Annotated in this window: 14 protein-coding genes and 1 pseudogene; 11 read left to right on the top strand and 4 right to left on the bottom strand. The window is 36.0% G+C overall.

Going from position 1 to position 13,515, the window contains the following annotated elements; genetic code table 11:
* The gene (locus ACQV2R_RS01340) at positions 1 to 513 is read left to right on the top strand and encodes an adenine phosphoribosyltransferase (RefSeq protein ID WP_428873806.1); all 513 of its coding nucleotides are present in this window, start codon (positions 1 to 3) and stop codon (positions 511 to 513) included.
* Between the two features lie 59 nt (positions 514 to 572).
* Here the strand turns inward: ACQV2R_RS01340 and lexA are convergent, their stop codons facing one another.
* Positions 573 to 1,187: a transcriptional repressor LexA gene (gene lexA, locus ACQV2R_RS01335; RefSeq protein WP_428873805.1), complete on the bottom strand. Its 615-nt coding sequence runs from the start codon at positions 1,185 to 1,187 to the stop codon at positions 573 to 575.
* A gap of 87 nt (positions 1,188 to 1,274) precedes the next feature.
* Between lexA and ACQV2R_RS01330 the strand changes: the two genes are divergently transcribed.
* Both ACQV2R_RS01330 and ACQV2R_RS01325 read left to right on the top strand, forming a co-directional pair.
* A complete protein-coding gene (locus tag ACQV2R_RS01330) occupies positions 1,275 to 1,520 on the top strand; it encodes a DUF896 domain-containing protein (protein WP_428873804.1) in 246 nt (81 codons plus the stop codon).
* Between the two features lie 46 nt (positions 1,521 to 1,566).
* The gene (locus ACQV2R_RS01325; protein ID WP_428873803.1) at positions 1,567 to 1,785 is read left to right on the top strand and encodes a YneF family protein; all 219 of its coding nucleotides are present in this window, start codon (positions 1,567 to 1,569) and stop codon (positions 1,783 to 1,785) included.
* A 194-nt stretch (positions 1,786 to 1,979) separates the two neighbouring features.
* On the opposite strand, the gene ACQV2R_RS01320 is transcribed toward ACQV2R_RS01325, so the two are convergent.
* Positions 1,980 to 2,615 carry a lysophospholipid acyltransferase family protein gene (locus ACQV2R_RS01320; protein WP_428874685.1) on the bottom strand — a complete coding sequence of 212 codons (636 nt, stop codon included), beginning with the start codon at positions 2,613 to 2,615 and terminating at the stop codon, positions 1,980 to 1,982.
* A 109-nt stretch (positions 2,616 to 2,724) separates the two neighbouring features.
* Between ACQV2R_RS01320 and ACQV2R_RS01315 the strand changes: the two genes are divergently transcribed.
* From ACQV2R_RS01315 to ACQV2R_RS01285, 7 genes and pseudogenes are all read left to right on the top strand, one after another.
* Complete coding sequence (locus ACQV2R_RS01315; RefSeq protein ID WP_428891715.1) at positions 2,725 to 3,507, top strand: glutaminyl-peptide cyclotransferase; 783 nt, start codon at positions 2,725 to 2,727, stop codon at positions 3,505 to 3,507.
* A gap of 18 nt (positions 3,508 to 3,525) precedes the next feature.
* Positions 3,526 to 4,665 (top strand): tRNA guanosine(34) transglycosylase Tgt, encoded by a 1,140-nt coding sequence (gene tgt / locus ACQV2R_RS01310; RefSeq protein WP_428873800.1) that lies wholly within the window; start codon positions 3,526 to 3,528, stop codon positions 4,663 to 4,665.
* A gap of 58 nt (positions 4,666 to 4,723) precedes the next feature.
* Positions 4,724 to 5,071 carry a preprotein translocase subunit YajC gene (gene yajC / locus ACQV2R_RS01305; RefSeq protein WP_428873799.1) on the top strand — a complete coding sequence of 116 codons (348 nt, stop codon included), beginning with the start codon at positions 4,724 to 4,726 and terminating at the stop codon, positions 5,069 to 5,071.
* Between the two features lie 134 nt (positions 5,072 to 5,205).
* A complete protein-coding gene (gene dinB / locus ACQV2R_RS01300; RefSeq protein WP_428873798.1) occupies positions 5,206 to 6,324 on the top strand; it encodes a DNA polymerase IV in 1,119 nt (372 codons plus the stop codon).
* A 14-nt stretch (positions 6,325 to 6,338) separates the two neighbouring features.
* A pseudogene (locus tag ACQV2R_RS01295) lies at positions 6,339 to 6,803 on the top strand (ZIP family metal transporter).
* Positions 6,804 to 6,820: 17 nt separating this feature from the next.
* A complete protein-coding gene (locus ACQV2R_RS01290) occupies positions 6,821 to 8,155 on the top strand; it encodes a DRTGG domain-containing protein (protein ID WP_428873796.1) in 1,335 nt (444 codons plus the stop codon).
* Positions 8,155 to 9,135 carry a DHH family phosphoesterase gene (locus ACQV2R_RS01285; protein WP_428891714.1) on the top strand — a complete coding sequence of 327 codons (981 nt, stop codon included), beginning with the start codon at positions 8,155 to 8,157 and terminating at the stop codon, positions 9,133 to 9,135. The genes ACQV2R_RS01290 and ACQV2R_RS01285 overlap by 1 nt, the downstream gene beginning before the upstream one ends.
* A 468-nt stretch (positions 9,136 to 9,603) precedes the next feature.
* Here the strand turns inward: ACQV2R_RS01285 and zwf are convergent, their stop codons facing one another.
* Positions 9,604 to 11,046 (bottom strand): glucose-6-phosphate dehydrogenase, encoded by a 1,443-nt coding sequence (gene zwf, locus ACQV2R_RS01280; RefSeq protein WP_428874687.1) that lies wholly within the window; start codon positions 11,044 to 11,046, stop codon positions 9,604 to 9,606.
* Positions 11,047 to 11,202: 156 nt separating this feature from the next.
* Between zwf and ACQV2R_RS01275 the strand changes: the two genes are divergently transcribed.
* Positions 11,203 to 12,546: a DEAD/DEAH box helicase gene (locus ACQV2R_RS01275; RefSeq protein WP_428873793.1), complete on the top strand. Its 1,344-nt coding sequence runs from the start codon at positions 11,203 to 11,205 to the stop codon at positions 12,544 to 12,546.
* A 12-nt stretch (positions 12,547 to 12,558) separates the two neighbouring features.
* Here the strand turns inward: ACQV2R_RS01275 and ACQV2R_RS01270 are convergent, their stop codons facing one another.
* Positions 12,559 to 13,437, bottom strand: a complete 879-nt coding sequence (locus tag ACQV2R_RS01270) for a DUF1189 family protein (protein ID WP_428875809.1) — start codon at positions 13,435 to 13,437, stop codon at positions 12,559 to 12,561.
* Positions 13,438 to 13,515: the final 78 nt, after the last annotated feature.

Here is a 13,515-nt window from a genome sequence, read left to right as displayed (position 1 = left end):
ATGGATTATACAAACTATATCGCTCGTGTTGATAATTACCCAGAAGAAGGTATTATTTTCCGTGATATCACACCTCTCATGGGAAATGGTCCCGCTTTTGAAGCAGCGACTCAAGAGATAGTAGACTATGCTAGAGAATTAAAGGTGGACATGGTCGTAGGGCCTGAAGCGCGTGGTTTTATTATTGGATGCCCAGTTGCTTATGCGCTTGGAGTGGGCTTTGCCCCTGTCCGTAAAAAAGGTAAACTTCCTAGAGAAACAATTGAAGTAGACTATAGTTTAGAATACGGATCAAATGTCTTACAAATCCACAAAGATGCTATTCAACCGGGCCAAAGAGTCTTAATAACCGATGATTTATTAGCAACAGGTGGAACCATTCAAGCAACTATCCAATTAGTGGAAAATCTTGGAGGAATTGTCGCAGGGTGTGCTTTTCTTATTGAGTTAGATGACTTAAAAGGAAAAGAGAAGTTGGGAGATCACAAGTATTTCACACTAATGCACTATTAGAAATAAAAAGAGCCTAACCAGTTTTAATCTCTGGTTAGGCTAATCTTTAATTGAGTTGATTAGAAATAGCGATTAAGACTAACTACTTTGCCTAAAATTGAAACGTCGGGCAAGATAATATCGTCCATGGTATCATTTTCAGGGCGAAGTACGATATGATCTTTTTTCTTATAAAAAGTTTTACATGTTGCTTCATTATCTTCAGTCATAGCAACAACGACTTCACCATTATTGGCAGTTGCTTGTCTGCGGACGGTGATGATATCGCCATCCAAAATGCCAATATTAACCATGGATTCACCTTTAATGATCAGCATAAATAATTCGCTTGAATCATATTGAAGATCGGTAGGCTTAGGATAATATTCCATAGCTTCTTCTTCAGCAAGAATCGGAGCACCTGCGGCAACATAGCCGAGTAAAGGTACTTTATCGGATTTGATGCCCAATTTTTTAATTCCCAAGGCCGTTATTTCAATCGTCCTTGTTTTACTGGCAGATCTTTCAATCAGTCCACTTTCTTCTAATCGGTCAAGATGACCGTGGACAGTGGATGGAGAAGAAAGTCCAACACGCGCTCCAATTTCGCGAACAGTGGGTGGATAACCATTTTCATTGAGTAATTCATAAATAGATTGTAGCACGTTTAATTGCTTGGTCGTTATCTTAATCATTTCACTCACTCTTTCTATAGGATAATTTAATTGTAGCAGAAGTAGAATTATAAATCAAACAAATGTTCGTAGCAAAGGAGGAACGCTATGCTTTCATCTTCAAAACTAGCAAGAATTAATGAGTTAGCTAAACTTCAAAAAACTAAAGGCCTTACGGATTCAGAAAAAGAAGAACAGAATCAATTAAGACAAGAGTACTTAAAAGTCTTCAGACAGCACATGGTAAGACAGGTTGAGGGAGTTAAAATTGTCGATTCAGATGGAAATGATTTAACACCTGAAAAAGTTAAAAGAATTCAAAAAGCTAAAGGAATGCATAATCGTAAAGATTAATAGGTTAGAGTATTTAATCGGTTAAATTTTTAAAAGGAGAGATGGTATGTCAACATTTTCATGGGTTTTAATTGTTATTTTAGCATTGGTAGCAGGAGCAGTGTTAGGTTTCTTTATTGCTCGGAAGTATATGATGAATTATTTTAAAGAAAATCCACCTATTGATGAGCGCATGATTACGACTATGATGGCGCAAATGGGGCAAAAGCCTTCCAAGAAAAAAGTTCAGCAAATCATGCAGTCTATGAAGATGCAATCGAAATAGCTTTGTTTGAAAATATGTTTTTTCTTTCACAATTTTTGTTACTGTTTTCTGTCCTTAAGGAGCAGAAAAGGCGCAGAAAATTAGGTTTTCTTTAATCAAGTATACAATAAATTATTTTTAAGATTAAAAACCTCCTCCCTAGAGCAGCTTAACGACAGCTTCAAGGGTAGGAGTTTTTTTATAAAGCGTAATAATTATTTCTTTTTAGCAGGAACATAGCTAAAGCTTGGGTCTAATTGATGATCCAAATTATCAAAAGCCTTGGCCAATTCCTGGTCTATTTTAGCTAGTTGATCTTTATTATAATCTAATTCAGGATTATATTTAATGGCAGGTCCAAAAGCTATTTTAGCTCCTTGTCTCTTAAAGAATGATTTAAAGTCTAAAGGTGGTTGAATAGCAATTGGGATGATGTCTTTTTTTGAAAGACGTTGAATGAAAGCAGTTCCACCTTTAATTTCAGTTGTGTACCGACTACCAGAAGGAAAGATACCTAAATTCAAATTTTTTTCAGTTAATTGTTTGACGGCTATTTTGATCGTTTTAGGACTAGGTTTTTCTCGATTAACTGGAAAAACATGTGCCTTTCGTAAAATGCTAGCTAACAAAGAATTATGAAAAATTGATTCTTTTGACATAAAAGAAATTTCAAGTGGATAAAGTGCAATGGCCAAGTATAATGGATCCCAAAAAGAGCGGTGAGTGGCTGCTAGAATAAAAGTTGATTGATTGGGATCGGGAATGTTTTCTTTGCCAATTATATAGGATTTCCCATTAAAAAGACGAAAGAGACAGCGTAAAATGGCTACGGCAAACTGATAAAAAGTCATATTCAATTTCCTTTCAGTTACAATGTTTGTTATTATTTTACCAAGATTCAATCAAGATTCAAGTCAGCATATTCTTAAGGATTTATCAAGTTTTTTATAGGAGGAATGAATGATGTTTAAAATATTGAATTTCACTATTTTATTGTTAGTTAGTCTTACTTTTACAAGAAACGTTATAGCTAATGGTAGTTTAGGAGGGGTCTATTTAATTGAGACATACCCTATCAAGGAAAATTTATTTATACAAGGATTTGAGCTTGATCAAGAGGCCCAACTCTTAATCGGCACAGGTTTATACGGAGAATCAGCTTGGGGTTATTTTAATTGGGAAAAAGGCTTGTTAGACCGCTCCATTGGATTAGATAACCAATACTTTGGAGAAGGGATTTCTTTGCGTGACAATGAACTTTGGCAGTTAACTTGGAAAGAGGGCAAAGTTTTCAAATGGGATGTAAAGACCAAAGAACTAGTCAACACTTATGAAATAAAAGGTGAAGGATGGGGATTAGCTTATAATGAGGAAAAAGATCTGTTCTACTTGTCTGATGGGTCATCAACTATCTATACTTATAATCCTGACAACTTTAAATTAGTTGATCAAGTGGAAGTGAATTTAGAAGGAGAGCCATTAGATCAGTTAAATGAGTTGGAATATGCCAATGATGCAATTTACGCTAATATTTGGTATGATAATCGCATTGTTAAAATTGATCTCCAAAGTGGTCAAATACTTAAAACATATGATTTGACTCCTATGCTCGATCAGTTGGATCTTACAGCAGAACAAAGAGAAACAATGGATGTCTTAAATGGGATTGCTCATATTGAAGCGGATCAATTTTATTTAACTGGAAAAAATTATCCATTAATTTTTAAAGTGGAATTGAAATAATAGAAAGGAAGGTAAATAGTGGCTGCTATAACTTATGAATTAATCAAAGAAGAAAAACATACGGGAGCTCGATTAGGGATACTTCATACTCCACATGGCTCATTTGAAACCCCCATGTATATGCCGGTAGGAACATTAGCTACCGTCAAATCATTATCACCTGAAGAGTTAAAAGATATGGGAGCGGGTGTGATATTAAGTAATACCTATCATTTATGGTTAAGGCCTGGTGAAGAGATTATTGAGCAAGCAGGCGGGCTTCACAAGTTTATGAACTGGGATCAAGGGATTCTAACCGATTCAGGAGGGTTTCAAGTCTTTTCTCTGAGTGAGATTCGTGATATAGAAGAAGAAGGCGTTCATTTTCGTAATCATATTTCAGGAGAAAAATTATTCTTATCTCCTGAGAAAGCCATTCAAATTCAGAATGCTTTGGGATCAGATATTATCATGTCCTTTGATGAATGCCCAGACTATCATCAGCCTTATGATTACGTTAAAAAGTCGATTGCTAGAACTAGTCGTTGGGCAGAAAGAGGATTAAAAGCACATCAAAATCCTGAAAAACAAGCACTCTTTGGCATTTGCCAAGGGGCAGGTTATAAAGACTTGCGCTTACAACACGCTAAAGACATGATTGCTTTAGATTTCCCAGGCTATTCCATTGGCGGCTTATCAGTGGGCGAGACTAAAGAGGAAATGAATGAAGTCCTAGATTACTTAATGCCAGTTTTTCCTAAAAACAAACCACGCTATTTAATGGGGGTTGGTTCTCCTGATGCCTTAATTGATGGTTCCATTCGTGGTGTGGATATGTTTGATTGTGTCTTAGCTACTCGCATTGCTCGAAACGGTAGCTGCATGACTTCGCAAGGAAGATTAGTGGTGAAAAACGCTAAATATGCACGTGATTATAGCCCCATTGATCCTAAATGTGACTGTTATACCTGTCGTAATTATAGTCGCGCTTATATTCGCCATTTAATGAAGAGTCAAGAAACCTTTGGGTTACGTTTAACTTCGATACATAATACCCATTTCTTATTGCAATTGATGCGTGATGTTCGTCAAGCCATTCGAGAAGATAATTTATTAGAGTTTCGTCAAGCTTTTCGTGAAGAATATGGTTATAACAAACCAAATGCTCCAGAATTTTAATGGAGAAAGTCTTAAAAAACTGTTATAATATAAGAGATATTTAGAGGAGGAATTTTTAATGGGAAATAGTTATTTTGCTTTTTTACCAATGCTTATTATGTTCGCTTTATTTTACTTTATGTTGATTCGTCCCCAAAAAAAAGCGGCCGATGCAAAGCGCCAAATGATTGAGGCAATGCAAGCAGGTGATGGAGTAGTTACAATTGGGGGATTGCATGGAATAGTAGATGAAGTAAAACAGCAAGAAGGCCTTGTTGTAATTGACTGTGAAGGTATATATTTAACCTTTGAAATCAGTGCGGTAGCAAATGTTCTTAAGAGTGCGGGTACAAATGATGAAACCGTCTACTCTTCTGAAAATAAAACCACTGTTGAAGGGAAGTTAGAAACGGATGCTAATGTGTAAGTCTTAGCATCTTAAATGAATAATTGAAACATTTATTAGTAGGTAATTATTACTTATTAATAAATGTTTTTTCACTTATTCTATCTAGCTTTATAGTATTATTATTAGGATATGAAGCCTTTAGGAGGCTAAATATGAGATATGGCTTACTTACTTTCGATGATCCTAAACCGGATACAAGTCGCAAAATATTACATGTGGATATGGATGCCTTTTATGCTTCCATTGAAATTCGTGATAATCCGTCCTTAAGCAATCAACCTGTAGTTATTGCTAAACATCCAAAATTAACTAATGGACGAGGGATTGTGACCACTTGTAATTACATAGCGCGTCAATACGGTATTCATTCTGCAATGTCTTCTTTGGAAGCTTATAAGCGCTGTCCTCAAGCTGTTTTTATCAAAGGCAATATGGCTTATTACCGCTCGGTTTCGCAAGAAATTCGCAAAATTTTTTATCAATACACTGACCAAGTGGAGCCTCTATCCTTAGATGAAGCCTATTTGGATGTATCGAAAAATCATATAAAGGAAGAATCAGCTTTAAAAATCGCTCGTCTTATCCAGGCTCAAATTTATGAAGAAATTCATCTAAGTTGTTCAGTAGGAGTTTCTTATAATAAATTCATTGCTAAACTGGCTTCAGATTTTCATAAACCGAATGGTATTACCTTGGTTTCTCCGGATGAAGCCATACCTTTTCTTCATGCGCTCCCAATTAAAGATTTCTATGGGGTAGGCGCTAAGTCTTTAAGTATTTTTGAAAGCCATAACATTAAAACTGGCTCAGACCTAGCAAAGTTTTCACTCGAAGAATTAATTGCTAAATTTGGAAAAATGGGACACTCACTTTATTTTAAGGTTCGAGGTATTCACAATGTGCCTGTCAGTCAAAATCGGCAAAGAAAATCGATGGGAACTGAACAAACCTTTCAAACTTTCCTTTTAGATGAGGAGGTTATTAAGGAAAAAGTACGCCAACTAGTAGTGAAAATATCGCAAGATCTAAATGCTAAAGATTTATATTGTCAAACGCTCACTCTTAAGATACGTTACAGTAATTTTGAAACAGTGACCAGGCAAGACAGCTTTGCCTATCCAACTAATGATCGTTATCAATTAATGAATAAAGCTATAGAATTGTGGGAAGATCACGGTGAAGCAAATAGAGAGATTCGTTTATTAGGAATATCAGTATCCAAATTATTAGACCCTCAAAGTGAACCCTTACCCATTCAATTAGATATTTAATAGAAGGATATAAAATGGAAGGGTTTCTTCAACTGAACCCCATCTTTCAGTCGGGTATAGTCGGCATAGGAACATGTTTATGTACTGTATTTGCTGCATCTTTTGTTTTTTAGTAAAGAAAGTAGACAATAAATTACTAGCCATGATGCAGGGATTAGCAGGTGAAATTATGGTGGCAGCTTCTTTCTGGTTACTTTTAGCTCCTGCTTTAGAATAACTTGCCAGTGTTGGTTTTAAAATTCCTGAACGGTTTCCAGCAGCAGTTGGCTTTTTAGTTGGTGGTGTCTTCTTACGCTTAATGGATCAGTTTGTTCCGCACTTGCATTATGCTGAAGACTATGATTTTCGTTCGAGTGGAAGAATTAATTCCAGAATCACAAACAGAAGGCAATACAGACTTAGCAACCATGAGTTTTATGGTAGGTTTTGTTATTAAGATGGTTTTAGATGTGGCTTTAAGATATATTATTAATAAATAAGATTTTGAGGTGATTCTTTGGGAACTAAGCATGAACGCATTATCCAATACATTCAATCCTTGCCCATAGGAAACAAAATTTCTGTCAGAGGCATAGCTAAGCAATTGCAAGTGAGTGAGGGAACTGCTTATCGTGCTATCAAAGATGCTGAAGAAAAGGGACTTGTTTCGACTATTGAACGGGTAGGGACTATACGTATTGAACAGAAAAATCACTTATCAGTCGGCCATTTAACCTTTGGTGATATAATCCCTCTAATTGATGGCGAGGTCTTAGGGGGGGAAAAAGGACTGGATAAACCCCTGACCAAATTCATTATTGGAGCGATGACCTTGCAAGCTATGGAGCGATATTTTGAAAGTCAGACCCTGATTATTGTTGGTAATCGGTCTGAAGTTCACCGACACTCCCTAAAGAATGGTATCGCTGTATTAATAACAGGTGGCTTTAAAACCGACCACGATATTATAAGACTAGCAAACCAAGAAGAGCTACCCATTATAACGACTAGTTATGATACTTATACTGTTGCCTCATTAATCAATCAATCAATCAACGAGCAAATGATTAAGCAAGAAATTGTAACAGTTGAAGAAGTCTATACTCCTATTGAAAGAACGGTATCATTGGAGCCTTCAGATACTATTGAGAATTTTAAGAAGAAATCGAGTGAAACTGGTTTATCAAGATTCCCAGTGGTGACCAATAAGCGTTTAGTAGGAGTCGTAACTGCTAATGATTTAATGGGAAGAGGTAACAGTGTTTCAATTGAACGGGCGATGAGTAAAAATGTCATTACTGTTAAGCCGCATATGAGTTTAGCATCTGTTTCATATAAGATGATTTGGGAAGATATTGAAATGATTCCCGTTGTTGCTGACAACTTGCAACTTTTAGGTGTCGTTTCTCGCCAAGATGTTATGAAGGCCTTACAAAATATTCAACAGCAACCACAAACAGCTAATACCTTTGAACACGATCTGTTAAAACACTTGGTTGAAGTTAACCGTAATGATTTTAAAAATCGTTATGATTATCAGTTTGAGGTCCAACCCCAGATGGTTAATACTTTGGGGACTTTATCCTATGGAGGGCTTTGTGAGTTGATTGCCCAAGTTGCAATTATCAAGGTAAAGGATTTAACAGGTCATAATAATATTCTTGAATCACTTAATCTTAATTATTTCACATTTATTCAATTAGGAAACTTGATTGAATTTCAAGTTGAAATTTCTAACTACAATCGACGTTCGGCAATTTCTCAAGTGAAAGTTTTTGTTGAAAATATTCTGGTCGCTCAAGCAACAGTTGGTTCACAAATGGTAAATAAAAGACAGAAGGAGTCTAACTAATGACAGTTAAGCAAAGCTTAATCGAAAAGTTAATAAGTCTAATTGATCAATATGATCGTATTATTATTCATCGACACATCAATCCAGATCCAGATGCGATTGGTTCACAATTAGGGCTGAAGGCCACAATCAAACATAATTTTCCAGATAAGACTGTCCTAGCTGCTGGCAAGATGGGCAAGGGAATTGAGTGGTTGGGCCGTATGGATAATGTTGACAGACAGGATTATGAAGATGCTTTGGTAATTATTTTAGATACACCAGTTTTTGAACGGATTGACGGAAATGATCACATTCAAAATAATACTTTAATCAAAATAGATCATCATCTGGTAGTTGAGCACTTTGCTGACTTGGAAATTGTTGAAATTCTAAGTTCTTCAACTGCAGAACTCATTACTAAAATGATCATGCATTCTCAAGGTCAATTGACCCTTTCACCACAAGCTGCTACATTCCTATATGCGGGCATTGTCGGTGATACAGGACGGTTCCTCCATTCAAATACCACTCAAGCAACCTTTGAGGCGGTAGCTTATTTGATGGCTCATCAAGCTGAAAATACTCAAATTAACCGCAAGATGAATGAGTTATCACTCAATGAATTGAATTTCCAATCATTTGCCATTGATCAAATTGAATTGTATGAAAAGGGAGTAGCAACAATGACCTTGAAACAAGCAGATTTAACTCAAAGAGGAATGACGGTTGATGGAACCAATGCGGTTACCAATTTACCAGGACGTTTAAAAGAAGTATTAACATGGGTTATTTTTATTGAAAAAGAAGACTCACATGGAGAGTATCGTGCACGTATTCGCTCAAAAGGCCCAAATATTCATCAAGTAGCGATCCAGTTTAATGGCGGTGGTCATGAAATGGCTTCGGGAGCCAATGTTTATGATGACGAAGAGAAAAAAGAGCTAATTGATCAAATGATTAAAGTTAATGCTCAGTTTTTAAAAGATCAAAACATTTAATAATCTAATCGATAAAAAGTTCTTTCCCTTTAACGTGGCACTGCACCCCATAAATGGGACAGAATAAAAAACACCTTTGTTAGGCTGCTTGTTGACGTTTTAATTTGATTTTGAGTGGATTTATCTCGCTAAGTTCTTCGAATCCTTTGCCATAAGTCTATTGTTTACCGCCGGCTTGATTGAAGCGCTAGGTTTGACTTTAACGATCCCAAGGCCAGCAAGTTTTTACTTGAGACGTGTTCTTAATGTTTCATTCATCTATTATTTGTTTATTAGTCCGGCCTTCATTTTTCATTTCAATACATTTCGATTTTGTTTCTGCAGAGTAAGCTAGGTGATTAACCCTAATCAAACACCTCCATTAAATTCATTTCACACGAATTCAACGGAGGTGTTTTTATGTTTGCCTCACTATTTGGGGTCAGTGCCTAGTACAGGTTAAAGTGAAAGGATCTTTATTTTGTTTTGTTATTCATTAAACCATGAGCGATTGTCCTTTTCGATCAGATAGTCACCTGCTTCTGGTCCGTTAGACTGGGCAGGGTAGAAAGCCAAATCGGGATCTTTTTCTTCTTGCCATAGAGCATGAATGGAATCGATAAATTGCCAAGCATACTTGACTTCTAGGTAGTGAGCGAAATTACTCAGGTCGCCGTTCATACAGTCAAAAAGTAATTTTTCGTAGTCACCTGGTATAACCTTGGTAAGTTCTCGTGGAAGATGATAGCATAAATTGAGCTCTTTAATTTCGTTACGATGGGTAGAATCAGACTGGGATAAGCACAAACGAATGCCAGCATGAGGAGCTAATTCAATTTGTAAATAGTTAGCTGGAACATTTTCAGCTTGCTTCTTATAGATTATTTTAATATCGGTCTGTTTATTATTAAGATGCTTACCTGAGCGCAAATAGATGGGGGTGTTTGCCCATTTATCTTGCTCAATGGCTATTTTTAAAGCCATATAGGTTTCGGTTGTCGAGTCACTGGCAACGTCTTTTTCTTGACGGTAAGCTACGTGACTTTGGTCTTCACTTTGTATGTATTGCCCACGTACCACATGTTTTTTTAAAACTTCTAAGTCAGCATAGTGTTTCAATTGTTTCAATCGATCAATTTTTTTCTGCCTTAAAGCCTCATTACTCCTATTAGCAGGTAGGTCCATAGTGATCAAGGTTAATAATTGCAGGGCATGATTTTGGATCATATCGCGACTGACCCCACTAGTTTCATAATAGGCTCCACGATCTTCGACTCCAATTTCTTCATCTAAAGTGATTTGAATGTGGTCGATATTGGCTGGATCCCATAGGAATTGGCTGAGAAAGTTGTTCATCCGAATGGGTAGAATTTGATTGACAATACTCTTACCTAGATAATGATCAATTCGATAAATTTGATTTTCATCAAAGGACTGAGTTAACTGAGTCTGTAATTCTTCAGCTGTTTTTTCATCATATCCAAAAGGTTTTTCAATAATTAGTCGATTATATCCCTGGTCAGTGAGTAAGCCTTGATTTTTTAATTGACTGGTAATAACTGGGAATAACTTAGGAGATAAAGAAATATAAAAAATCTGATTTCCTTGAGTTTGATATTTTTCTGAGAGAGAAAGAGATAGCTTTTTAAGTTGGTTATACTGTCGACTTTCCTTTACATCATTAGCTTGATAATAAAAATGCGAGAGAAAATCTTCAATGTTCTCATTCGCTTGTTTAGCTTGTGAAAGACTTTCTTTAACCACTTGACGAAAGAATTCATCGTCCCATGCTCGTCTAGCGGTCCCAATTATTGCAAAATGGTCAGCTAAAAAGCCTTTATTATATAATTGATAAAGGGCAGGGTATAATTTACGGTGGGCTAAGTCACCACTAGCCCCAAAAATAGTCATAATTAAGCGATATTCTTTCATCTTTATGATGCCTCCATTTTTACATAGTTTTTATTATATCAAATTAGATCTTGGATTCAAGATTAAGAATCCGTCATATTTTATCAGATAGCTTTATGGTATACTTTTTTACGAATGACGTTATTATAAGCAAAAGAATATATAGAGGAGAAATATATGAATTTTAATGAATTAAATATAAAAGCATTTATTAAGCAAGCACTGGATAGAATATCATTTAAAAAGTTGACCCCGGTGCAAGAAGAAGTGATCCCTCTTGCCTTAAAAGGCGAGAGCCTTATTGTAAAGTCTCAAACTGGGTCAGGAAAAACACATGCTTTTCTTATTCCGTTATTGGAGCAATTAGATCCTAGCGATCAAAAAGTTCAAGCAGTTATTACAGCTCCTAGTCGTGAATTAGCCAATCAAATTTATGAATTTGCGACGGAATTAGTAGGTGATCAAAGTGAGAGTATCAGAATTTCACGTTTTATAGGTGGAACGGATAAGGAAAGACAGATAGATAAATTAGCCAACCAACAACCGCATCTAGTAATTGGAACGCCAGGGCGAATTTTTGATCTGATGCAAGCCAATGCTTTATGGGTACAAACAGCTAAGACGATGGTTGTGGACGAAGCGGATATGACTTTTGATTTGGGTTTTTTATCAATTGTCGATGAAATTGCTTCTAGAATGGCAGAGAATCTGCAAATGATGGTTTTTTCTGCTACGATTCCTCAGCAGGTAGCAGTGTTCTTAAATAAATACATGACCGGACCCAAAGAGATTACGATTAAACCGAAGCAAGTGCTAACTGACCAAGTGGAAAATTACTTAATTGATATCAAAGGGATCAAACGAGAGGAAATGGTCTATAATCTATTAACAATGGGTCAGCCCTATTTAGCAATTGTTTTTTGTAATACTAGAAATTATGCCGATGACTTAAGTGAATTTTTAAAAAGCAAGGGCTTAAAGATAGCCACCATTCATGGTGGCATGCAACCAAGAGAAAGAAATCGTTTAATGAAACAAATTCGAAATCTAGAGTTTCAATATGTGGTGGCTTCTGATCTTGCGGCCAGAGGAATTGATATTCCAGGTATTTCGCACGTTATTAATACCGAATTGCCAAAGGACTTAGAATTCTTTGTCCATCGTGTCGGTCGAACAGCGCGAAATGACTTAACCGGCACAGCCTATACCTTTATGGGGCCTGACGATGAAGCGGCTATTGAGAGCTTAGAAGCCAAGGGTATTAAATTTACTGAAGTCAAATATAGTAAGGGTGAGTTAAAAGAAGTTGATCATCGGAGTCGACGCTCCGTTCGCAAAAATACACAAGAAAAAACACAAGATCCTAAGGTAAAACAATTAATTAATCGCGCTAAGAAGACTAAAGTCAAGCCGGGCTATAAAAATAAACTGAAGCAAGAAATAAAAGAGCATAAACGCTCAGTTGGCCGACGTAAAAATAAATTGAGAGCTAGACAAGAACGAAAAAATAAGACAAATTAAGGGACTCCTGAATTAGGAGTCCTTTTTGTCTTCATCTGTTTTAATATCTTCTTCTTTGATAATGTTGATATCCATATGAGATAACAATTGATGCATGAAGAGAGTATGTTGTTTAAAAGTATGGTAGATAATAAAGAGTGTTAGGCCCACAAAGAGATAGAAAGGAACATAAAAGCCTGACCATAATAATTGAATGATTTCTATCATTAAGATTGGCACAAAAGAACAAACCATAACTAACTTCATTCGCACCATAAAAGGTAAAGGAAAGTTTAAACGCATGTTCAAGATACCGGTTAATAAAGAGGTAATAACTAGAAAATAAAAGTGAGCGAAGACCGCGGCTATCCAAGTCATTATTATAGTAAAGAAGAGTTGAGTTAAACTAAATTGACTAGCATAAGTCAAAACGGCCGCTAGATTTTCTTTATTAGTGACCATATCATGATTAAAGGCAAAAACCTGACCATTTTCGGGTGTATAGACCAGTATTTGGTTTTTAACTAGTAACAAGTTGAAGGTGCTCGTCAATTGAGGGTCTCTATTATCTACTGACTTTAAAATTAAACCTTCTCCTTCAGAAAGATTGGTCAACTGATCGTCTATAATTAATTGAAATTGTCGTGATTCATAATATAGAGCTTTCTCGCCTTCATTAAGCTGGAGTTCACCCGCATTAATGTGGAAATCAGGTAGATAATTAATGCTTTCATTAATATCTGTTTGAATGGATCGCAGTGTTGGAAAAAGGGCTTTTCCAAAATTCAAAGCCATTAAAATGGTGATAATTAAAGGAAGGACTAATACTTGCTTCCATTTGACATTGAGGCTCTCGATATAAAAGCGTGGATTATTCAAGCCATTTTTAAGGATAAAAAATAATTTTTTCAAATAAAACATCCTTTATTCTATAATTTAATAGAGCTATCTTATCCAACTATTCAGCATTATGCAAGTTGGACGCCTATA

Source organism: Facklamia sp. P12937, assembly GCF_050409505.1.
GTDB lineage: Bacteria > Bacillota > Bacilli > Lactobacillales > Aerococcaceae > Facklamia.
The sequence above is the reverse complement of the archived record's forward strand: the minus strand, read 5'-3'. Positions and strand labels throughout refer to the sequence as shown.

Excerpts from the sequence above, each read along its gene's own strand:
- ACQV2R_RS01340 (WP_428873806.1), top strand. The coding sequence starts at position 1 with ATGGATTATACAAACTATATCGCTCGTGTTGATAATTACCCAGAAGAA.
- lexA (WP_428873805.1), bottom strand. The coding sequence starts at position 1,187 with ATGATTAAGATAACGACCAAGCAATTAAACGTGCTACAATCTATTTAT.
- ACQV2R_RS01330 (WP_428873804.1), top strand. The coding sequence starts at position 1,275 with ATGCTTTCATCTTCAAAACTAGCAAGAATTAATGAGTTAGCTAAACTT.
- ACQV2R_RS01325 (WP_428873803.1), top strand. The coding sequence starts at position 1,567 with ATGTCAACATTTTCATGGGTTTTAATTGTTATTTTAGCATTGGTAGCA.
- ACQV2R_RS01320 (WP_428874685.1), bottom strand. The coding sequence starts at position 2,615 with ATGACTTTTTATCAGTTTGCCGTAGCCATTTTACGCTGTCTCTTTCGT.
- ACQV2R_RS01315 (WP_428891715.1), top strand. The coding sequence starts at position 2,725 with ATGATGTTTAAAATATTGAATTTCACTATTTTATTGTTAGTTAGTCTT.
- yajC (WP_428873799.1), top strand. The coding sequence starts at position 4,724 with ATGGGAAATAGTTATTTTGCTTTTTTACCAATGCTTATTATGTTCGCT.
- dinB (WP_428873798.1), top strand. The coding sequence starts at position 5,206 with ATGAGATATGGCTTACTTACTTTCGATGATCCTAAACCGGATACAAGT.
- ACQV2R_RS01285 (WP_428891714.1), top strand. The coding sequence starts at position 8,155 with ATGACAGTTAAGCAAAGCTTAATCGAAAAGTTAATAAGTCTAATTGAT.
- zwf (WP_428874687.1), bottom strand. The coding sequence starts at position 11,046 with ATGAAAGAATATCGCTTAATTATGACTATTTTTGGGGCTAGTGGTGAC.
- ACQV2R_RS01275 (WP_428873793.1), top strand. The coding sequence starts at position 11,203 with ATGAATTTTAATGAATTAAATATAAAAGCATTTATTAAGCAAGCACTG.